The 21,815-nt window shown below is 67.5% G+C and carries 15 protein-coding genes; 4 read left to right on the top strand and 11 right to left on the bottom strand.

All coding sequences use genetic code 11. The features are described 5' to 3' along the window. Positions 1-16: 16 nt before the first annotated feature. The 8 genes from pbpC to prpB all read right to left on the bottom strand — a co-directional run bounded on the left by pbpC (position 17) and on the right by prpB (position 15,871). Positions 17-2,398 (bottom strand): penicillin-binding protein 1C, encoded by a 2,382-nt coding sequence (gene pbpC / locus QRO93_RS09380; protein WP_180880363.1) that lies wholly within the window; start codon positions 2,396-2,398, stop codon positions 17-19. Positions 2,399-2,447: 49 nt separating this feature from the next. Then, entirely contained in the window at positions 2,448-7,355 is a 4,908-nt protein-coding gene (locus tag QRO93_RS09375) for an alpha-2-macroglobulin (protein ID WP_180880365.1), read from the bottom strand. Positions 7,356-7,528: 173 nt separating this feature from the next. Next, a complete protein-coding gene (locus QRO93_RS09370) occupies positions 7,529-8,989 on the bottom strand; it encodes a bifunctional 2-methylcitrate dehydratase/aconitate hydratase (RefSeq protein ID WP_053450508.1) in 1,461 nt (486 codons plus the stop codon). Positions 8,990-9,060: 71 nt separating this feature from the next. Then, on the bottom strand, positions 9,061-10,239 hold the full coding sequence (prpF, locus tag QRO93_RS09365; RefSeq protein WP_180880367.1) for a 2-methylaconitate cis-trans isomerase PrpF: 1,179 nt from the start codon (positions 10,237-10,239) through the stop codon (positions 9,061-9,063). A gap of 29 nt (positions 10,240-10,268) precedes the next feature. After that, positions 10,269-10,973, bottom strand: coding sequence for a hypothetical protein (locus QRO93_RS09360; RefSeq protein WP_180880370.1), 705 nt, complete (start codon positions 10,971-10,973; stop codon positions 10,269-10,271). Between the two features lie 94 nt (positions 10,974-11,067). Further along, positions 11,068-13,686, bottom strand: a complete 2,619-nt coding sequence (gene acnD / locus QRO93_RS09355) for a Fe/S-dependent 2-methylisocitrate dehydratase AcnD (RefSeq protein WP_180880373.1) — start codon at positions 13,684-13,686, stop codon at positions 11,068-11,070. Positions 13,687-13,783: 97 nt separating this feature from the next. Then, the gene (gene prpC, locus QRO93_RS09350; RefSeq protein WP_008265338.1) at positions 13,784-14,941 is read right to left on the bottom strand and encodes a 2-methylcitrate synthase; all 1,158 of its coding nucleotides are present in this window, start codon (positions 14,939-14,941) and stop codon (positions 13,784-13,786) included. 36 nt (positions 14,942-14,977) lie between these two features. Next, a complete protein-coding gene (gene prpB, locus QRO93_RS09345; RefSeq protein ID WP_010482769.1) occupies positions 14,978-15,871 on the bottom strand; it encodes a methylisocitrate lyase in 894 nt (297 codons plus the stop codon). A gap of 154 nt (positions 15,872-16,025) precedes the next feature. On the opposite strand from prpB, the gene prpR reads away from it, so the two are divergent. Then, the gene (gene prpR, locus QRO93_RS09340; RefSeq protein ID WP_180880375.1) at positions 16,026-17,609 is read left to right on the top strand and encodes a propionate catabolism operon regulatory protein PrpR; all 1,584 of its coding nucleotides are present in this window, start codon (positions 16,026-16,028) and stop codon (positions 17,607-17,609) included. Positions 17,610-17,686: 77 nt separating this feature from the next. On the opposite strand, the gene QRO93_RS09335 is transcribed toward prpR, so the two are convergent. After that, a complete protein-coding gene (locus QRO93_RS09335) occupies positions 17,687-18,157 on the bottom strand; it encodes a DoxX family protein (RefSeq protein ID WP_180880378.1) in 471 nt (156 codons plus the stop codon). A gap of 208 nt (positions 18,158-18,365) precedes the next feature. Then, positions 18,366-18,965, bottom strand: a complete 600-nt coding sequence (gene pdxH, locus QRO93_RS09330) for a pyridoxamine 5'-phosphate oxidase (RefSeq protein WP_053450514.1) — start codon at positions 18,963-18,965, stop codon at positions 18,366-18,368. Between the two features lie 40 nt (positions 18,966-19,005). On the opposite strand from pdxH, the gene QRO93_RS09325 reads away from it, so the two are divergent. Then, positions 19,006-19,833, top strand: coding sequence for a kinase (locus QRO93_RS09325; protein ID WP_285304115.1), 828 nt, complete (start codon positions 19,006-19,008; stop codon positions 19,831-19,833). Between the two features lie 6 nt (positions 19,834-19,839). On the opposite strand, the gene QRO93_RS09320 is transcribed toward QRO93_RS09325, so the two are convergent. Then, positions 19,840-20,043 carry a dodecin family protein gene (locus QRO93_RS09320; protein ID WP_005410663.1) on the bottom strand — a complete coding sequence of 68 codons (204 nt, stop codon included), beginning with the start codon at positions 20,041-20,043 and terminating at the stop codon, positions 19,840-19,842. Positions 20,044-20,141: 98 nt separating this feature from the next. Between QRO93_RS09320 and QRO93_RS09315 the strand changes: the two genes are divergently transcribed. Both QRO93_RS09315 and aroB read left to right on the top strand, forming a co-directional pair. After that, complete coding sequence (locus QRO93_RS09315; RefSeq protein WP_010482764.1) at positions 20,142-20,684, top strand: shikimate kinase; 543 nt, start codon at positions 20,142-20,144, stop codon at positions 20,682-20,684. Continuing rightward, positions 20,681-21,793, top strand: coding sequence for a 3-dehydroquinate synthase (gene aroB / locus QRO93_RS09310; protein WP_180880383.1), 1,113 nt, complete (start codon positions 20,681-20,683; stop codon positions 21,791-21,793). The genes QRO93_RS09315 and aroB overlap by 4 nt, the downstream gene beginning before the upstream one ends. The last annotated feature ends 22 nt before the right edge of the window (positions 21,794-21,815 follow it).

Here is a 21,815-nt window from a genome sequence, read left to right as displayed (position 1 = left end):
CTACAAGGGCCTGGCGCTACCGCAGGACGTTGAACCGCACCTGCGTCCATGCCCCATCGGCCGCCAGCGCGGTCAGGGTGTGTGCGCCCGGGTCGGCGAACTCACGCTGCATCAGCTGCGCGCCACGGGTCTGTGCGATCCAGCGTCCATCCAGCAGCCAGTCCACCGCCTGCTCGCTGCCCAGCGCGCGCAGCTGCAGGCGCACGCCATGCTCCGCATTCGGCGCACGCGCCAGCGTGGCGCCGTCATTGAGCCCGTCGATGTGCAGCGCGACGCTGGCCTCGCGGCCATCATCACGGCAATCCGGCGACAACGGCGGCAGCTGCGAGGCCTCGCGCGTGGCCTTGGACAGCCAGGGCGACAGCAGCGCCGGCCAGCGCGCGATCTCGCGCGCCACTTCTTCATGGGGCGCGCTGCAATCAGCAGACACCCGCAGGCCGCTGCGCGCATCGGCCAGGTAGCGCTGGCGGCCTGGTTGCCAGCGCCGCGCCTCTCGCTCGGGGAAGGTCGGCGGTGCGGCGCCCTCAAGCAGATACGCCGGCATCCGCCGCTGGCACAGCGCCGCCGGCAGGCCTTCGGCCCGCTCGCCGGTCGGCCAGCAGATGTCTTCCTGGCTGACGCTGGCCGGCATCGGTGCGGCAGCCGAATCACCGCGCTGGCGCGGCAGGCTATCGACCACCTCGAACATCAGCGGCAGTGCGGTGACCGCGCCGTACTGGCCGGGAAGCGGCGTGCCGTCCGGACGTCCCACCCACACGCCCACGGTGTAGTGGCGGGTGCTGCCGATCGCCCATGCATCGCGGTAGCCATAACTGGTGCCGGTCTTCCAGGCCACACGGGGGCGGCCACCGACGTCGAACGTGCCGACGCTGTAACCCGGGCGCGGGTTCGACTCCAGCATCTCGCGCACGATCCAGCTGGCGCCCGGCGAGGCCAGGCGGCGCTCGATCATCGGCTCGTCATCGGTGTAGCGCACGCGGCCGGCGATGCCGTTGCGGTTCAGCGCAGCGAACGCGCCGACCAGATCCTCCAGGCGCGCGCCGGTGCCGCCCAGGATCAACGACAGGTTGGGCGTGCTGCCAGGCGGGAAGCGCAGCTGGATGCCGGCGTGCGACAGGCGCGCGGCAAAGCGCGCCGCGCCGACCCGCTGCAGCAGGTCCACCGAAGGCACATTCAGCGACAGCCGCAACGCGCTGGCGGCCCCGATCGGCCCGTTGAACGCCATGTCGAAATTGCCGGGGCGGTAGCTGCCGAAACTCTGCGGTGCGTCGACCAGCAGGCTTTCCGAATGGATCAGGCCATCATCCAGCGCCATTGCGTACAGGAATGGTTTGAGCGTGGAGCCCGGCGAACGCCAGGCCTGCACCATGTCCACGTGGCCCAGCCGCTGGCGGTCGCCGAACGCCAGGGTGCCGACATAAGCGCGCGCCTGCAGGGTCTGGTTGTCGACCACCAACAGCGCTGCAGACGTGCGTTCCGGCAGCGTCGAGAAGTAGCTGGCCACGCGTTCTTCCAGCGTACGCTGCAGGCCGATGTCGATGCTGCTCTGGATGCGTGCCTGGCCCGGATGCGCCGAATGCAGGCGCTGGGCCAGCAGCGCGGCGTGCAGCGGCGGCCGCAGCGAGCGTGCCACCACGTTCTCGATGCGCGCGTCCTCCACCTCGTCCGGCGTCCACGCACCCAGTTCGGCCATGCGTGACAGCACCTTGTCGCGCGCCTTCTGCGCCGCTTCCGGGTGGCGGTCCGGGCGCAGCCGGCTCGGCGCCTGCGGCAGCACCGCCAGCAACGCAGCCTCGGCGTGCGACAACTGCGCCGCCGGCTTGCCCAGGTAGGCCCAGCTGGCCGCTTCCACGCCCTCGATGGTGCCCCCGTAAGGCGCGCGCTCCAGGTACAGGGCCAGGATCTGCCGCTTGCTCAGGTGCACTTCCAGCTGCACCGCGCGCAGCATCTGCTTGAGCTTGCCCCACGGCGTGCGCGTGTGCGGGTCGAGGATGCGTGCGACCTGCATGGTCAGGGTCGAACCGCCGGACACGATGCGGCCGCCGCGCAGCAGCTGGCCACTGGCACGCAGGATCGCCAGCGGGTTGATGCCCGGATGCCGCCAGAACCAGCGGTCTTCGTAGGTCAGCAGCGCCTGCAGGTACAACGGCGAGACGCTGTCGATCGACGCCGGATAGCGCCACACGCCTTCGGCATCGGCAAATGCACGCAGCGGCGTGCCGTCGGCAGCCACCACCAGGGTGCTGGTATCGCGCTGCTTCGGCAGCGGCGGCGGGAAGGCGAAATCCAGCACCAGCAGCAGCGCCAGCGTAGCGGCCGTGCCCCATCGCAGCCACGGCCACAGCGGCCGCAGCCAGCGGCGCAGGGCCGCCAGCCGGGTCGTCATCGTGCGTTTCATTGCAGGTTGCCAGGGGGACGGGCCGCGCCGTCGCGGCCCGTCCGCGCGGTCACGGCTGCACCACCGTGATCGTGGTCGGGTTGCTGCGGCCCACGCCACGCAGCTGCGGGCGGTACATGTCCTCCACCAGCGGCGGCGGCACCGAGTAGGTACCCGGGGTCACCGCGCGCACCAGGTAGAACACGTTGGCCTTGCTGCCACGCGAGAGCTTCAGCGCGGCCACGTAGCGGTCGTCGCGGAACTCTTCATGCTTGGTATCGGCCGCTTCACCGCGGTCGCTGATGGTGATGCCATCGACCACCACGTCAGCCCACTGCTTCGCATCGCCCAGGTTGAAGTTCTCGATCTCCAGGCCGGCCGGCAGCAGGTCGGTCAGCAGCGCGTCGGGCATCGTGGTATCGGCGGTGACGGTGACGCGCACGATCAGCGCCTCGCCTTCCTTCAGCGGGCGCGGCGACCATGGCTTGCCATCGGTGCCGTAGTAGCTGCGCTCGATGCCGAGCACGCTGTTGTCCGGTGCCGGCGCGCTGCGCGGGATGCCGGCCACGTCGATGCTGGCGAACATCGGCGGCTGGCCCTGCGGGGTGAAGCGCACGCCACTGGCCAGTTCGCTGGCGCTGAAGTTGCGGCCGAACAGCTTGCGTTCGCTGATCGCTTCGGTCGTGCCGCCGATCACCAGCTCACCGGCCACCAGCGCCTTCTGGTTGGCAGCCAGGGCCTTGCCGAGGCGGGCGATGGCCACCTGTTCCTGCGTGCTGAGCCACATCCAGCCGGCATTGCGGCGCGCATCCAGGCCACGGCCCAGATCCACCGCACGCGCATCCCAGGCCGGCTTGGCCAGCTTGTTTTCGTGGGTCAGCGCGATCATCAGCGCGTCATCACGGATCGCGCTGCCGTAGTCGCCGAAGTACGACGGGCGTTCGCTGCTGGATTTGGCGAAGGCCGCGGCCAATGCCGCCTGGCCACGCTTGGCATCGCCCTGCAGCGACAGCGCCACGCCCAGGTGGACCAGCGACAGGCCGCCGACCGCCTTGCTGCGCTCGTTGTCGTACAGCGTGCGCAGGGTACCCAGCGGCGCGCGGTTCACCCGGGCCAGCACATAGCCCGAATACGCCTGGTTGGCGAACTTCAGCTTCTCGCGGTCGTCCTGGCCGTAGAACTGGTTGCCACCGGACAGCAGGTCCTCGCTGAGGCGGTTGAGCGCCTTCTGCAGCACGTTGTCGGGCACCGCGAAGCCGGCATCCTTGGCGTCGAGCAGGAACTCGGTGATGTACGGGGTCAGCCACGGGTTCACGTAACCGTCGTCACCCCACATCGAGAAGTTGCCATTGGCCACCTGCATCGACGCCAGGCGACCGAACGCGCCTTCCATGCGCTCGCGGCGGGTCTTGGCGTCCAGGCCGTCGGCGCCAAGCATCGACGACGTGGCCTGGTCCAGGATCAGCGCGGCGTAGCCCTTGCTGGTGGTCTGTTCGGCACAGCCATAGGGGTAATTCAACGCGCCCTGCAGCGCACTGGCGAACGGAATCGGCGGCAGCGGGCTGACCAGCAGCCGCGCATTCACCGATTCGGACATCAGGCCATCGGTCAGGCTGTTGTCGAGGCTGACCGCGGCCAGCGGATCGAGCGTGCGCACCTGCGAACGCAGCACCTGCGGCCACGCCGCACGCACCGGCAGCTCGTAACGGCGATCGGCCTTGAAGCCGTTGCCATCCACGCGCACCCGCACCTTGGCCACGCTGTGGCCTTCGCGCGCCGACAGCGGGAAGCTCAACGTGGTCTTGGCATCGGCATTCAACTGCACGCTGCGGCTGCCCTCGCCCAGGTTCAGCGGCCCCTCGCTTTCCACCTTCACGTTGAACTGGCCCGGCTTGCCGGTGAAATTCTGCACGTCCAGGGTCACGGTGCTGCGGTCGCCCGGCGCCAGCACGCGCGGCATGCTGGCCTCGGCCAGGATCGGCGCACGCACCACGGTTTCCACGTCGCGCTTGCCGTACTGGTCATCGCTGTAGACCAGTGCCGACACGCGCAGGGTGCCGTTGAAGTCCGGCACCTTCAGGCGGATGCGGGCGATGCCCTTGGCATCGAGCTGCACCGGGCCGGAGAACAGGTCCACGGTCTGCACGCGGGCGGTGGGGCGCTTGGCCTGCGGCAACGCCTGCAGCGCCATGTCACCGCCGAACTTCAGCTTGCCGGCGCCACCGTCGAAGCTCTCGATCACCCGGCTGTAGATGTCGTAGGCATCAATGCCGAGACGACGCTGCGCGAAGAAGTGCGCGCCGGCATCCGGCACCGGGAAGCGGGTGATGTTGAGGATGCCCACGTCCACCGCCGACACGGTGACGTGTGCGGTCTTGCCCGCCAGCTGCGGTGCGCTGACCGTTACCGGCAGGTCCTGCTCCGGGCGCATCTGCTTGGGCGCGACCAGGCCGACGGCCACGGTGCGGCCCTTGCGGTCCATCGGCACATGCACCACGCCCACGGCACGCGCCGGGGTGATCTTGCTCGGCGCACTGCCGCCCCGGAACACCAGCGCGGTGATGTAGACGTCATGCCGCTCCCAGTCGGCGGTGACCGGAATCTTGAAGGTCGAACCCGGCTTGGCCTCGATGTCCTGCACGTACAGCATGCGGTCGGTCTCGACCATCAGGATGCCCTTGCCGGCGTGCGGCGGGGTCACCGTCACTTCCAGGGTGTCACCGGCCTTGTAGCCGGTCTTGTCCAGGCCCAGCTTGACCTTGTCCGGGCGTGCGTCCAGGCCGCGGTTGTCATCGCCCCAGCTCCAGCCGGCGCGGAACGGGTAGCGGCTGGTCAGGCCGGTGGACGGATCGAACACGTCCACCCGGTATTCGCCCCACTCCACCGGGAAATCGAAGGCGACCGCGCTGCTGCCGGCGTCGACGGTGCGGGTTTCCTTGTTCTCGAAGCGGCGGGTGAAATCGTAATCCCAGCGGTTGTCGTTGAAGGTCCAGTGATAATCGCGCAGTTCGCGCACCAGGGTGACCTTCAGGCCCTTTGCCGGCTGCGGGTTACCGGCGGCGTCCACGCGCATCAGCTCGAAGCGCGCATTGCCGTTGGAATCGGCGCCATCATCGGGGTTGAACAGCGGGCGCACGCCGACCAGCGCGTTGGCCGGCCACATCACCCGCTTCAGGGTACGGGTGACCGTGCGGCCACCGGTTTCATACAGGCTGCCGGACAGCACCACCGCGATCGGCGCCTTGGCCTTGGCCGCCTCTTCCGGCAATGCCACGTCCTCGCGCAGCTGGCCATTGGCCGGCAGCGTGGTATCGATCACGTCCTTGGCTTCGCGCGGCAGCTGCAGGGTCGGGTCGCCGAAGAAATACCCCGGCAGGCCGTCCACCGGCTTCTGTTCGGCCGCCACCGCCATGCGCGCGGTGAAGCGGTTGCCATCGGCCGGCGCGCCATACAGGTACGCGCCGTTGGCCTGCAGGCGCAGCTCTTCGCCCGGCTTCAGGGTCTTCTGTGCGCTGTCCAGGTCCAGCTTCATGCGCTCGGGCAGGAACTCCTCGATGCGCAGGGTCATGCCCTGGATCGCTTCCTTGCTGGCCGGGTCGGTACGGAACTCGACCTGCCAGCGCCCGGTCGGCGCTTCGGCCGGGATCACCTGCTCGAAGTTGATGTAGCCCTGGTCGCCCGGCTGCAGGCGAGTCTCACGGAAGGTCTTGCCGTCGGGCTGCTTCAGGCGCAGGAATACCGGCTGAGCCTTGACCGGCTTGCCATCGTTGTCGCGCAGCAGTGCGGACAGGCGCACGGTCTCGCCCGGGCGATACAGGTCACGCCCCGACCACGCGTAGACGTCGAACCAGGCATTGTCACGACCGGCCACGGCGAATTCGCTCAGGTCCAGCGCCGGCTGGTTGAACGGCAGGAAGCTGGTGTCCTTGCCGCTGCTGGCGACCAGCACGTGGGTCGCATCCAGGGTGTAGTTCAGCAACGCGTTGCCGTTGCCGTCGGTGCTGCCCTTCAGGACCACCTCGCCCTTGGCATCGAGCACGCGCAGGTCGATGCCCTTCAGCGGCGCGCCGTCCTTCAGGCCGGCAGTGTGCACGAACAGCTTGTCCTTGTAGGCACGGGTATGCAGGCCGATGTCACTGACCGAGAAGAACGCGGTATCGAACTCGCCTTCATAGTCACCGGTACGCTTGAGCAGGGCGAAATACAGGCCCGGCTCCTGCAGCTCCTTGATGTCCTGGGTCGGCAGGTAGGTCAGCACCCGCTCGTTCTGCTTGCCACCGAGGATGAAGCGGTTGACGTAGACCGGCTCGGCCAGCTTGTTGATCGGGCTGCGCTCGTAGTCGCTGCTCAGTTCCCAGCTGCCACGGCGGCCGCCGCGCTGGTACTGGCTGAAGAAGGTCGGCAGGTCCTTCTCGCGCACGCGCAGGAACTCGACGTCGACCTCCGGCACGTTCACCGAGACCACCGGCAGGCCGCGGCTGTCCTTGGCCGGCAGCACGCTGCCCTGCGAGGCGAAGCCGACCACCGGCTTCAGCTCGCCGCTGAACACCTTCTGCTTCAGTTCCTTGCCCAGGCGGCTGCCATCGGCGGCCAGCAGGTCGGCCGAGACCACCAGGCTGAATTCCTTGCCGGCCTCGACGAACGGGTAGCGCAGGGTCAGGCCGTCGTCGGACAGCGTCCAGCTGCTGTCATCGGTGCCGACCTTCTCTTCGAAGCGCACCAGCTTGTCGAAGTCCTGGGTGCCGACCAGCGGGCGCGAGAACTCCAGCGCCAGCGACAGGCCGTCATTCTTCTGGTCCGGGTAGGCGCGCAGCAGGGTGAACTCCTTCACCTGCTCGGCTTTGGTGGTGATCGCTTCACCGCTGGTCTTGGGCAACTGCCCACTGTCGTTGCGGCAGCCGGCCAGGCCCAGCAACAGGCCTCCTGCCAGTACCGCCGCCGCCCATCCCCACCGCTTCCGCCGCGCCGGACCGCTCATGCCGTCACTCCTTGATCGAGGTGGCCATTATAGGCGCGCCGCGTCAAGGTGTTGACGCGAATCCGGCAATTGCCCGGGGCGGGTAGTGCCGGCCGCTGACCGGCAGGACCGGTAGCCGCCAACCTTGGTTGGCGCCCTCATGCCAACCAAGATTGGCACCCACCAACGCGCCCCTACCCCGGCAGGTACAGGTCCACGTAGTCGGTCACCGGCATCGCCGCCAGTGCCACCGGGTCCAGCGACGCGGCCAGGATGCGTTGCTGCTGGACGGTCGGGAAACGGTGGGCCAGGTGCCGGCGGAACTTGTCCATCAGCAGCGGGATGCCTTCCTCGCGGCGCCGGGCGTGACCGAGCGGGTACTCCACCAGCACCTCCGGCAGTTCGCTGCCATCGGTGAAACGCACGCTCAGGCCGTTGGCAATGCTGCGCTTGTCCGGGTCAAGGTAATCGGCGCTGAGCCGCGGATCCTCATGGCAGGCCATCTTCGCGCGCAGCGCGTCGATGCGCGGATCGGCGGCAACGTCGTCCTCGTAATCCTCGGCCACCAGCCGCCCATGCAGCAGCGCGATGGCGACCATGTACTGCACGCAGTGGTCACGGTCGGCCGGATTGTGCAGCGGGCCCTGCTTGTCGATGATGCGGATGCAGGCTTCCTGGGTGCGGATCGCGATGTGCGCGATGTCTTCGACCCGGCGCCCCGTCGCGCGCAGCTGCTGGTGCAGCGTGATCGCGGCCTCGACCGCGGTCTGGCCGTGGAACTCGGCCGGGTAGCTGATCTTGAACAGCACGTTCTCCATCACATAACTGCCCAGCGGCCGCCCCAGCGTCAGCTGCTGGCCATGCATCGACACTGCCTCAAAGCCCCAGGTCGGTGCGCTCAGTACGCTTGGGTAACCCATCTCGCCACTGGCCGCCATCAAGGCGAGGCGCACGCCACGGCTGGTCGCATCGCCCGCCGCCCAGCTCTTGCGCGAGCCGGTGTTGGGCGCATGACGGTAGGTCCGCAGCGCCTGGCCATCGACCCAGGCCAGCGACAGCGCATTGAGCATGCGTTCGCGATCCAGCCCGAGCAGGTGCGCGACCACCGCGGTGGTGGCCACCTTGACCAGCACCACATGGTCCAGCCCGACCCGGTTGAACGAATTCTGCAGGGCCAGCACGCCCTGGATCTCGTGCGCCTTGATCATCGCCAGCAGCACGTCGTGCAGGGTCGGCGGCGGGCGACGCAGGGCCTGTGCGTTTCGTCCCAGCCAATCACAGACGGCGAGGATGCCGCCGAGATTGTCCGACGGATGCCCCCATTCGGCGGCCAACCAGGTGTCGTTGAAATCCAGCCAGCGCACCATCGCGCCGAGGTTGAAGGCGGCCTGCACCGGGTCCAGCACATAGTGCGTACCCGGTACGCGCGCACCGTTGACCACGCTGATGCCCGGCACCAGCGGCCCCAGCAGCTTGCTGCAGGCCGGGAAAGACAACGCTTCCAGCCCGCAGCCCAGCGTATCGAGCAGGCAGTGATGCGCGGTCTGGAACGCCAGCGGTGAGTCGATGCGCGCGTCGCGTACGTAGTCGACAATGTCCACCAGCAGCGCATCCCACGCTGCACGTTCGTTGGATGGAACGGGGTTGCTGGACATCGTCGATCTCCTCGTTGCGGTGCACGGTTGCCCGTGCACCAAGCCAACCAAGGTTGGCAGCTACCAGAGCACTATTCGGCCGGCACCCGCACCTTGCCTTCCATCAATACGCGGGCACTGCGGCTCATGATGGCCTTGGTCACCGTCCACTGGCCGTCAACGCGGCCGGCCTGCGCGCCCACGCGCAGCGTGCCGGAGGGATGGCCGAAGGTCACCGCCTCTCGTTCGCCGCCACCGGCAGCACGATTGACCAGGGTGCCTGGAATCGCCGCCGCGGTGCCGATCGCCACGGCCGCGGTACCCATCATCGCGTGGTGCAGCTTGCCCATCGACAGCGCACGCGCGTGCAGGTCGATGGCCGAGGCCGCAATGGCCTTGCCGCTGGACGATACGTAGTCCTGTGCCGGCGCCACGAAGGCCACCTTCGGCGTGTGCTGGCGGGTCGCCGCGTCTTCAAGTTTCGAGATCAGGCCCATGCGCAGCGCTCCATGCGCACGGATGGCTTCGAACTTCTGCAGCGCCGCCTTGTCCTCGTTGATCGCCGGCTGCAGTTCGGTGCCGGTGTAGCCCAGATCGGCGGCGTTGAGGAAGATGGTCGGAATACCGGCGGTGATCATGGTCACCTCGAAGCTGCCCACGCCGGGTACGTCGAGGGTGTCCACCAGATTGCCGGTGGGGAACATCGCGCCGGCATCGCCGTCGTCGGAGGGATCGATGAATTCCAGCTGGATTTCGGCGGCCGGGAAGGTCACGCCATCCAGCTCGAAATCGCCGGTCTCCTGCACTTGCCCATCGCGCATCGGCACGTGGGCGATGATGGTCTTGCCGATGTTGGCCTGCCAGATGCGCACGGTACACAGGCCATCGCGCGGCACGCGGGCGGGATCGATCAGGCCGTTGGCGATCGCGAACGGGCCTACCGCGGTGCTGAGATTGCCGCAGTTGCCGCTCCAATCGACGAAGGCGGTGTCGATCGAGACCTGGCCGTACAGATAATCCACGTCGTGGTCAGGCACCGAAGCGGCGGAAATGATCACGCACTTGCTGGTGCTGGAGGTGGCACCGCCCATGCCGTCGGTCTGCTTGCCATACGGATCGGGCGAACCGATCACGCGCATCAGCAGTGCATCGCGTGCGGCGCCCGGCACCTGCGCGGCTTCAGGCAGATCCTGCAGGCGGAAGAACACGCCCTTGCTGGTGCCACCGCGCATGTAGGTGGCGGGAATACGGAGTTGGGGAAGGAAGCTCATGACATTCTCGATAAGGTAAGGAACACGCACTACGCAGGCTGCAACCGCTGTCGCCGACGATCTGCGGCGGAGGCCCCCTGCTGCCAGCGGAACAGATACAGGATGACCAGTTTGGTGCTGCCGCTCACCACGGCCAGCAGCAGCAACGGCCATCCCATCTGCATCCCCATGGCGAAGGCAAACACGATCGTCGACAGGTCCATCAGCAGGATCAACTGACTCATCCGCAGCGACACTGCACCGGTATGGCCATTGCGCAGGATCAGCAGGATCTGATGCGTGTAGCCCTGCGCCAGCAAGGCAGTAATGACCACTATCATCGCGCTGGCGACTACCCTGCCCTCATCCACATGCCGGTCACCCCAGGCCAGCCCGGCCAGTGCGCAGAGCAACAACAGGGCGGCTGTCAGCACGCTGGTCGCAGCGGAGCGGCTCCGTCGGTCGCGCCAGATCTCCACCAGGATGGCCATGACCAGTACCGACGCGAGCAAGCGCGGCCAGACAATGAAGTGATTGAACGGCGTGATGCTGTAGCCATAGACGAAGAAGGACAGGTAGGCCAGGAAGCTGACCGTGAACTGGTTCAGCGAAAGCACCGCAGTGGCGCTGTCAGCCGCGCCCGCACGTTCCCGGCGGCGGCGCACCAGCCGCAGCTGCGCGCCCACACCCAACAGGCTCAGCAGGATGAAGGCGGTGTTGACCGTACCTGCGATGTTGTAGAACGCGGTTCCCATGCAGATGGGGCAACGCCCCTCTCCTTCGTGACCACCGCCATGCGGGCCGAAGCCAGCATGGCGGCAACTCGACACAAGGCAGCCAGCCGCTGCCTTACGCCACCCTGGCGCCTTCCAGGAAGTCCTGGGCGAAGCGCTGCAGCACGCCGCCGGCCTCGTAGATCGCCACTTCCTCATCGCTGTCCAGGCGGCAGGTGACCGGCACGATCACGTCCTGGCCGTCGCGGCGGTGGATGACCAGGGTCAGCTCGGCACGCGGAGTACGCTCGCCGACCACGTCGAAGGTCTCGGTGCCGTCGATGCCCAGGGTCAGGCGGGTGGTGCCCGGCTTGAACTCCAGCGGCAGCACGCCCATGCCGATCAGGTTGGTGCGGTGGATGCGTTCAAAGCCCTCGGCCACGATCGCTTCCACGCCAGCCAGGCGCACGCCCTTGGCGGCCCAGTCACGCGAGCTGCCCTGGCCGTAGTCGGCACCGGCGATGATGATCAGCGGCTGCTTGCGGTCCATGTAGGTTTCGATCGCTTCCCACATGCGCATGACCTTGCCTTCCGGCTCCACGCGCGCCAGCGAACCCTGCTTCACGCTGCCGTCGTCGTTGCGCACCATCTCGTTGAACAGCTTCGGATTGGCGAACGTGGCGCGCTGCGCGGTCAGGTGGTCGCCGCGGTGGGTGGCGTACGAATTGAAGTCTTCTTCCGGCAAACCCATCTTCGCCAGGTATTCACCAGCGGCACTCGAGGCCATGATCGCGTTGGACGGCGATAGGTGGTCGGTGGTGATGTTGTCCGGCAGCACCGCCAGCGCGCGCATGCCGGCCAGCGCGCGCTCGCCGGCCAGCGCTCCTTCCCAGTACGGCGGACGACGGATATAGGTGCTCTGCGGGCGCCAGTCGTACAGCGGGCTGACTGCGGCACCATGCTCCACGCGCACGTTGAACATCGGGTTGTAGACCTTGCGGAACTGCTCGGGCTTCACCGAAGCCTTCACCACGGCATCAATTTCAGCATCGCTCGGCCAGATGTCCTTCAGGCGCACCTCGTTGCCGTCGGCATCCACGCCCAGCACGTCCTTCTCGATATCGAAGCGGACAGTGCCGGCGATGGCGTAGGCGATCACCAGCGGCGGCGAAGCCAGGAAGGCCTGCTTGGCGTACGGATGGATGCGGCCATCGAAGTTGCGGTTGCCCGACAGCACAGCCGTGGCGTACAGGTCACGGTCGATGATTTCCTGCTGGATCTTCGGGTCCAGCGCGCCACTCATGCCGTTGCAGGTGGTGCAGGCAAACGCCACGATGCCGAAGCCCAGCTGTTCCAGGTCCGGCAGCAGGCCGGACTCTTCCAGGTACAGCTGCACGGCCTTGGAACCCGGCGCCAGCGACGACTTCACCCACGGCTTGCGCTGCAGGCCACGCGCATTGGCATTGCGCGCCAGCAGCGCGGCGGCGATCACGTTGCGCGGATTGGAGGTATTGGTGCAGCTGGTGATGGCCGCGATGATCACCGCGCCATCGGGCATCAGGCCCTGCGCCTGCTCGGCCTTGCCCGCTTCCAGCTTGGCTTCGTCGGCGATGCCGCGCTCGGCCAGCTCGGCGGTGGCCACGCGCTTGTGCGGATTTGACGGGCCGGCCATGTTGCGCACCACGCTGGACAGATCGAAGCGCAGCACGCGCTCGTACTGCGCGGTGGCCAGGTAGTCGGCCCACAGGCCGGTGGTGCGCGCGTAGTTCTCCACCAGCGCGACCTGCGACTCCTCGCGGCCGGTCAGGCGCAGGTAGTCGATGGTCTGCGCGTCGATGTAGAACATCGCCGCGGTCGCGCCGTATTCCGGGCACATGTTGGAGATGGTGGCGCGGTCACCGATGGTCAGTGCCGCCGCACCCTCGCCGAAGAATTCAAGCCACGCGCCGACCACGCGCTCCTTGCGCAGGAACTCGGTCAGGGCCAGCACCACGTCGGTGGCAGTGATGCCCGGCTGCGGGCGACCACTCAGTTCGACGCCGACGGTATCGGGCAGGCGCATCCATGAGGCGCGGCCGAGCATCACGTTCTCCGCCTCCAGTCCGCCTACACCGATCGCGATCACACCCAGCGCATCCACGTGCGGGGTATGGCTGTCGGTGCCCACGCAGGTATCGGGGAAGGCCACGCCGTCCTGCACGTAGACCACCGGCGACATCTTCTCCAGGTTGATCTGGTGCATGATGCCGTTGCCCGGCGGAATCACGTCCACGTTCTGGAACGCCAGCTTGGTCCAGTCGATGAAGTGGAAACGGTCTTCGTTGCGGCGATCCTCGATGGCGCGGTTCTTCTCGAACGCCTGCGGGTCATATCCACCGCATTCCACCGCCAGCGAGTGATCAACGATCAGCTGCACCGGCACCACCGGATTGACCTTGGCCGGGTCACCGCCCTTTTCGGCGATCGCATCGCGCAGGCCAGCCAGATCGACCAATGCGGTCTGGCCGAGGATGTCGTGGCAGACCACGCGGGCCGGGAACCACGGGAAATCGAGGTCGCGGCGGCGCTCGATCAGCTGCTTCAGCGAATCGCTGAGCGTGGCCGGATCGCAGCGGCGCACCAGGTTCTCGGCCAGCACGCGCGAGGTGTACGGCAGGGTGGCATAGGCGCCGGGCTGGATCGCATCGACAGCGGCACGCGCGTCGAAATAGTCCAGCGCGCTGCCGGGAAGGGTCTTGCGGTAATCGGTATTCATGGGCTGGCGGAGTGCTTGAGGCGGGCCGGGTGCCGGCGGTGCGGCGGCGAAAGCACCCGGCCGGCACAGGGCCGGCCGGATGGATACAGCAGGTGGATCAGACGCGCTTGTCGATGGCGACGAAGTCGCGGTCTTCCGGACCGATGTAGTTGGCGCTCGGGCGGATGATCTTGCCGTCGATGCGCTGCTCGACGATGTGCGCGCTCCAGCCAGCGGTGCGGGCGATCACGAACAGGGGGGTGAACATGGCGGTCGGCACGCCCATCATGTGGTAGCTGACGGCGCTGAACCAGTCCAGGTTCGGGAACATCTTCTTGATGTCCCACATCACCGATTCCAGGCGCTCGGCGATGTCGTACATCTTCATGCTCGACTGTTCCTCGGACAGCTCGCGGGCCACGTCCTTGATCACCTTGTTGCGCGGATCGGAGACGGTATAGACCGGGTGGCCGAAACCGATCACCACTTCCTTGCGCTCGACGCGGGCCTTGATGTCTTCCTCGGCCTCATCGGGGTTGTCGTAGCGCTTCTGCACTTCGAACGCCACTTCGTTGGCGCCGCCATGCTTCGGGCCGCGCAGCGCGCCGATGCCACCGCAGATCGCGCTGTACATGTCGCTGCCGGTGCCAGCGATGACGCGGCAGGTGAAGGTCGAGGCGTTGAACTCGTGCTCGGCGTATAGGATCAGCGAGGTGTGCATCGCCTTCACCCACGAATCCTGCGGCTTCTCGCCATGCAGCAGGTGCAGGAAGTGGCCGCCGATCGAGTCATCGTCGGTTTCCACGTCGATGGCGCGGCCGTTGTGGCTCCAGTGGTACCAGTACAGCAGCATCGAACCGAGGCAGGCCATCAGCTTGTCGGCGATGTCACGGGCGCCCGGATGGTTGTGGTCATCCTTCTCCGGTGCCACGCAGCCGAGCACCGACACGCCGGTGCGCATCACGTCCATCGGGTGCGCCGACGGCGGCAGTTCCTCCAGCGCGGCCTTGACCGCAGCCGGAATGCCACGCAGCGACTTCAGCTTGGCCTTGTACGAAACCAGCTCGGCGCGGGTCGGCAGCTTGCCGTGCACCAGCAGGTAGGCGATTTCCTCGAACTCGCTGGTGTTGGCCAGGTCCAGGATGTCGTAGCCGCGGTAATGCAGGTCGTTGCCGCTGCGGCCGACGCTGCACAGCGCGGTGTTGCCGGCGGCGGTGCCGGACAGGGCGACGGACTTCTTCGGCTTGAAGGTCGGGGTTGCGGTCGTATCGTTCATGTTTTCCCTCCGAAAACTGATGGTGCAGGGTACTGCTTATTTCTTGGCGGCGAACAGGGCATCGAGCTGCTGCTCGAAGGCGTGGTAGCCGATGCGGTCGTAGAGTTCCTCGCGGGTCTGCATGGTCTCCACCACATTGCGCTGGTGGCCATCGCGGCGGACCGCCTGGTAGACGTTCTCGGCGGCCTTGTTGGCGGCACGGAAGGCCGACAGCGGGAACAGCTGGATGGCGACGCCCGCCGAGGCCAGTTCATCGCGGCTGAACAGCGGGGTGGCACCGAATTCAGTGATGTTGGCCAGCACCGGCACCTTCACCGCGTCGACAAAGCGGCGGTAGGTGTCCAGGTCGTAGGCGGCCTCGGCGAAGATGCCATCGGCACCGGCCTCGACACAGGCGATGGCGCGTTCGATGGCCTTGTCCACGCCGTCCACCTGGATGGCATCGGTACGTGCGATCAGGAAGAAGTCCGGATCGGTCTTGGCGTCAGCCGCGGCCTTCACGCGGTCGACCATTTCACCCTGCGACACAATTTCCTTGCCCGGGCGGTGGCCACAGCGCTTGGCGCCGACCTGGTCTTCGATATGGCAGGCGGCCGCGCCGGCCTTGATCAGCGACTTCACGGTGCGCGCGATGTTGAACGCGCTCGGGCCGAAGCCGGTGTCGATGTCGACCATCAACGGCAGGTCGCAGACATCGGTGATGCGACGCACATCCACCAGCACGTCTTCCAGGGTGTTGATGCCCAGGTCCGGCAGGCCCAGCGAGCCGGCGGCAACGCCGCCACCGGACAGGTAGATGGCGCGGAAGCCGGCGCGCTTGGCCAGCAGGGCGTGGTTGGCGTTGATCGCGCCGATCACCTGCAGCGGCGATTCGGCAGCCAGCGCCTCACGGAAGCGGGCACCGGCGGAAAAAGGAGTGGAAGCGGTCATGCGGCAATCCAGGTTGAAGAACGCAGGGGTAGGCGCAAACACCGTGCCAAGCTGCAAGCGGTTGATTTCAAAGGCATGACCATGGCGCAGCAGTGAAACATATGAAACATTGAAACGGATGTATCATGAAACACCACTCGCCCGTGCCACCGCCATGTACCTGCCCCGCTCGCCCCTGCGCCATGCCGACACCGACCCCGGCCGCCCGGTGATCTGGACGGTCAGCGTCTCGCGCCTGACCGGCCTGCTCGGCGACGTCATTCCCGAGTTCGACCGCCGTGCGCGCATCGAGCAGATCAACCTCGGCTTCGAGGAAGCGGTGGACGTGATCGGCCAGCGCCTGCGCCGCGAGCACTGCGACGTGGTCATCGCCGGTGGCTCCAACGCCGCCTGGCTGCGCGGCCGGCTCGACCTGCCGCTGGTGCCCATCCAGGCCAACGGATTCGACCTGATGGAGGCGCTGGCGCGTGCACGGCGCATCGCCAGCCGCATCGGCCTGGTCACCCACGCCAGTGACGTACCGGTATTCAGCAACTTCCAGCAGAGCTTCGGCCTGGATATCGAGCATCGGCGCTTTGTCACCCGCGAGGACGCGCGCGACTGCATCGCAGACCTGCGCGCCAACGGCATCGAGGTGATCGTCGGCACCGGCATGGCCATCGACCACGCCGAGCAGGCCGGCCTGCCGGGCGTGCTGCTGTATTCGGCCGATTCGGTGCGGCAGGCGTTTGAACACGCACTGGAACTGACCCAGGCCCTGGCCCGCTCCGGTGGCACCCGCCCTGCCCCGCGTCGCCGCGCCGCGTCGCGCGCCGATGCGCATGAGCTGCTCGGCGACAGCGACGCGATGGCGCAGGTGCGCGCACAGATCGCGCTGTATGCGCCGCATGACAGCACCGTGCTGGTCAGCGGCGAGACTGGCACCGGCAAGGAACTGGTCGCGCGCCAGCTGCACGCTGCCAGCGCTCGTCGTGGACGCTTCGTGGCGCTGAACTGCGGCGCGATCAGCGAATCATTGCTGGAGGCCGAGCTGTTCGGTTACAGCGATGGCGCCTTCACTGGCGCGCGGCGGGGGGGCCGTGTCGGCCTGGTCGAGGCGGCCGATGGCGGCACTCTGTTCCTGGATGAAATCGGCGAACTGCCACTACCGCTGCAGACCCGCCTGCTGCGGGTGCTGGAAGAACGCGAAGTGCTGCGCGTGGGTGCCACCGAACCCACCCCCGTGGATCTGCGCGTCGTCGCTGCCACGCTGCAGTCACTGGAACAGCGCGCCGCCGCCGGAAGTTTCCGCCGCGACCTGTATTACCGCCTGGCTGCGCTGCGCATTGCCCTGCCCGCGCTGCGTGCGCGGCGCAGTGACATTGCGCTGCTGACACAGCATTTCTTCCGCCAGCTGCGTGGCATCGACGCGCCGCTGGACGAGGCTGCAATGACCACACTGACCAACGCCGAATGGCCCGGTAACGTGCGAGAGCTTCGCAACCTGGTGGATCGCCTGCGCATCCACTGGCAGCCGGGCGAAGAATTGATCAACACCGCGCGGTTGATGCAGCTGGCACCGGAGCTGATGCGCGAGGGCACCCCTGCCATGCCGGTGGAAAGCAACGGCAAGCGCCCCCCGCGTGCGCAGCTGGAAGCCGTGCTGCAGGAACACCGCAATGACCGCGAAGGCATGGCGCAGGCGCTGGGCGTGTCACGCACCACGCTGTGGCGCTGGCTGCGCGCGGAAGGGCTGTAGAGTCGAGCTTGCTCGACTAGAGAAAATCAGCCGAGCATGGCTCGGCCCCACAGAAAAGCAGTCGAGCAAGCTCGACTCTACAGATGGCGCGAGCGCGCCCAGCGCGCCTCGATGGCGAACCGGCCACTGCCCACCGCAGCAATCCACAGCAGCACCCCGAGCGGAACTTCGCTCAGGTAGAAGAACCAGCTCAGCCAATCGGGCACGCTCAGCCCGGCCGGAATGCGCGCAATGCCATCGGTCAGTGCTGCCACCGCGCAGATCGCGGCCAACAGCAGGGCCGACGGGCGGCTGAGCAGGCCCAACACCAGCAGGCCACCCGCAATCCACTCAATTGCGCCGAGCACCGGCGCATTGAACACCGGGAACGGAATGCCGGCATCGACCAGCGTATGCACCATGCGTTCGCGGCCGGCCTCGGTGAACACCTTGTTCCAGCCGGAGACGCAGAACATTACCCCGGCCACGATGCGGGCAAGCAGCAGAAGAGACGCTTCCACGCCACGGCGCGGTGATGGCACGGCAAACAGGCAACGCCAGGAGGGCATGGCAACTCCGGATGTCGAGGGAATCGATCGCAGTGTGACGGTTGGCAGCCTGCTCGCAGATGAAGCGGGCCAGTCCGAACACGACAACCCGCTTTCGTAGAGTCGAGCTTGCTCGACTGGGTATAGAGCAGTCGAGCAAGCTCGACTCTACGAAAGCGGCTGAGCATGGCTCGGCCCTACAGAGGACACGTCAGCCGGGCCGCATCATTCACGGGTACAGCAGCCGCTTGCTCCAGCGCCCTTCGGCACCGGCCTCATAGCACCAGCGCTCGTGCAGGCGGAACTGCGCGCCGTACCAGAACTCGATGCGGTCAGGCACCACGCGCAGGCCGCTCCAGCCTTCCGGTCGCGGCACGTCCTTGCCCTCGAAGCGGGCTTCGATCTCGGCCACGCGCGCGTCGAATTCCTCACGCGTCGCCAGCGTCTTCGACTGCTGCGAAGCCCACGCGCCGATCTGGCTCATGCGCGGGCGGCTGGCGAAATAGACATCGGCTTCGGCATCGGCGACCTGTTCGACACGGCCTTCGATGCGCACCTGGATACCCGCCTCGCGCAGGCTGCGCCACAGGAACAGCAGCGCGGCCTGCGGATTGGCCTGCAGTTCCCGGCCCTTGTGGCTGTCCAGGTGGGTGTAGAACACGAAACCGCGCTCGTCGAACGCCTTCAGCAGCACGGTGCGCGCGGAGGGGCGGCCCTGCGCATCAGCGGTGGCCACGGTCATCGCGTTCGGCTCGACCTCGCGGCTCTGTTTGGCCTCTTCGAACAGGCCGGCAAACGTGGACAGGGCTTCGGCGTACAGGTCGCTCATGATTGCGTTCTTCTCACACGGTTTGGGCTATTGTGGCTGCATGGTCGCTGCTGCGTATATGCCCCAGGTGAAAGGATTCCCCGAAACATTGGCCGAGCGGGTTCTGGACGATGTGCTGGGCAGCGGCACGGCAGTTCCAGTATTGGCGATCAGCGGCCTGCAGGGGAGCGGCAAATCGACGCTGGCCGCGCAGGTGGTGGCCCGCGCCCAGGCGCGCGGCCTGAACGCGGCCACGCTGTCGATCGATGATGTCTACCTGACCCGTGCGCAGCGCCAGCGGCTGGCCCGCCAGGTACACCCACTGCTGATCACCCGCGGCCCGCCCGGTACCCACGATCTGCTACTGGCCCACGCCGTGCTCGACGCCGTGGCCGCGCGCCAGCCCTTCGCAATGCCACGCTTCGACAAGCTGGCCGATGAGCGCCTGCCCGAGGCGCAGTGGCCTCGCCTGCAACAACCGCTGGACCTGCTGGTATTCGAAGGCTGGTTCCTCGGCACGCCCGCGCAGGATGAAGAGGCGCTGGAAAGCCCGCTGAACGCACTGGAACGCGAGGCCGACACCGATGGCCGCTGGCGGCGCTGGTGCAACCAGGCGCTGGCCCGCGACTACCCGGCGCTGTGGCAGCGCTGCCACCGCCTGTGGTTCCTGCAGCCACCGGACTTCTCGGTGGTGCCGCGCTGGCGCTGGCAGCAGGAACAGAATCTACAGGCGGCACAGCCGGGCCGGCACGGCATGAGCCGGCCGCAGCTGGAGCGCTTCGTGCAGTACTACGAGCGGGTCAGCCGCCAGGCGCTGCAGGCCCTGCCCGCCCTGGCCGACCACGTGGTGGTGCTGGACGGGCAGCGCCAGGTGCAGGACGTGCGCTGAGGCCACCTACTCCACCAGGAACGTCACCCGCAGGTTGACCCGCCATTCGGTGATCTCGCCGCTGCCGTTGGTGACCACCTTGGTCTCGTTCACCCAGGCGCCCTGGATGCCCTTGACCGTCTCGGAAACCTTCTTCAGCCCGCTGCGCACCGCGTCCTCCACACTTTTCGGCGAGGAGGCGGTGATTTCGATGACCTTGGCGACCGTCATGGCCTGTACTCCGGCTGGCGCGGGAGACCCCGCAGGAACGCCTACCCTGACGTGAAGAACGTAAAGGCCGGGGCACGGAGGTGTTAGCATCAGAGGGCATGAATCCTGCTCCGAACCTGATCCTGATCGGCCCGATGGGCGCCGGCAAAACCTGCATCGGCCGCCGCCTGGCCGAGCGCTTCACGCTGGACTTCGTCGATGTCGACCAGGCCATCGTCGATGCCGCCGGCGCCAGCATCCCCACCATTTTCGAGCATTCGGGCGAAGCCGGCTTCCGCAGCCATGAACGCGAGGCGCTGGCACGCGTGCTGGAAGGCCGTGGCCAGCTGGTCTCCACCGGCGGCGGTGCGGTGCTGGACCCCGGCAACCGTGCGCTGATCGCCCAGCGCGGCTTCGTGGTCTACCTGCGGGTCAGTGTGGCCGCGCAGCTGGAACGCCTGGCCCGCGACAAGGGCCGGCCGTTGCTGCAGCGCCCGGACCGCGAGCAGGTGCTGCACGATCTGGCCGCACACCGCGACCCGCTGTACCGCGAGCTGGCCGACCTCACCCTCGATACCGACCCATACACCGCTGCCGACGCGACCGCCCATCTGGTGGTCAAGCTGGCCACGCAATGGCAGCGCCAGGACCTGACCGCATGACCTCCCCCGCCCTGCTGCAGGTCGCCGTTGGCGGCGACCGCCCCTACTCCATCACCATCGGCGCCGGTGCCCAGGCCGATGGCGCCGCACTGGCGTCGCACGTTCGCGGCCGCCATGTGCTGCTGCTCAGCGACAGTGAAGTGGCGCCGCGCTATCTGGCGTCGGTGAAGCAGACGCTGCTGGCGGCACGTCCCGACCTGATCATCGGCGAACACGTGCTGGCTGCGGGCGAAGCCTCCAAGACCCTGGCCGAGTTCGGCCGCGCCATCGAAGCGCTGGCCACGTTGGGTGCCACCCGCGATGCCTGCGTGTTCGCGCTGGGCGGCGGCGTGGTCGGCGACCTGGCGGGCTTCGCTGCGGCGTGCTGGATGCGTGGCGTGGACTGCGTGCAGTTGCCGACCACCCTGCTGGCGATGGTCGATTCGTCGGTGGGCGGCAAGACCGCGGTGGACATCCCGGCTGGCAAGAACCTGGTCGGCGCCTTCCACCCGCCACGCGCGGTGATCGCTGATACCCGCGTGCTGGCCACCCTGCCACCGCGCGAACTGCGTGCCGGCCTGGCCGAAGTGGTGAAGTACGGTGCGCTGGGCGATGCCGCCTTCTTCGACTGGCTGCAGCAGAATGCCGAGGCGCTGGTTGCTGGCGTAGACGGAGTGCTGTCCGAAGCGATCGCACGCAGCTGCCGGCACAAGGCCGCGATTGTCGAACGCGATCCGTTCGAGAAGGGCGAGCGCGCCCTGCTCAACCTCGGCCACACCTTCGGCCATGCCATCGAGACCGAACAGGGTTACTCGGCCCCCGGCCGCGATGCGCTGAACCACGGCGAAGCGGTGGCGGTGGGCATGGTGCTGGCGGCGAAGCTGTCCACCGATCTGGGCCTGGCCGACGATGCCGACCGCATGCGCCTGCAGGCGCTGCTTGAACGGCTCGGCCTGCCGGTGGCGATCCCGGCCGGGCTGGACCCGCAGGCCCTGCTCGGCCGCATGCGGCTGGACAAGAAGAACGTGGCCGGCCGCCTGCGCCTGGTGCTGTGGCGGGGCATGGGCCGTGCCGAAGTGGTGCCGGACGTGGATGAGGCAGCGGTGCTGAAGGTGCTGTCGGCCCGGTAGTGGGGGGGGGGGGGGGGGGGGG

Source organism: Stenotrophomonas maltophilia group sp. Smal17, assembly GCF_030237045.1.
In the GTDB taxonomy this organism is placed as follows: domain Bacteria; phylum Pseudomonadota; class Gammaproteobacteria; order Xanthomonadales; family Xanthomonadaceae; genus Stenotrophomonas; species Stenotrophomonas forensis.
This window is presented reverse-complemented; position numbering and strand designations above follow the sequence as displayed.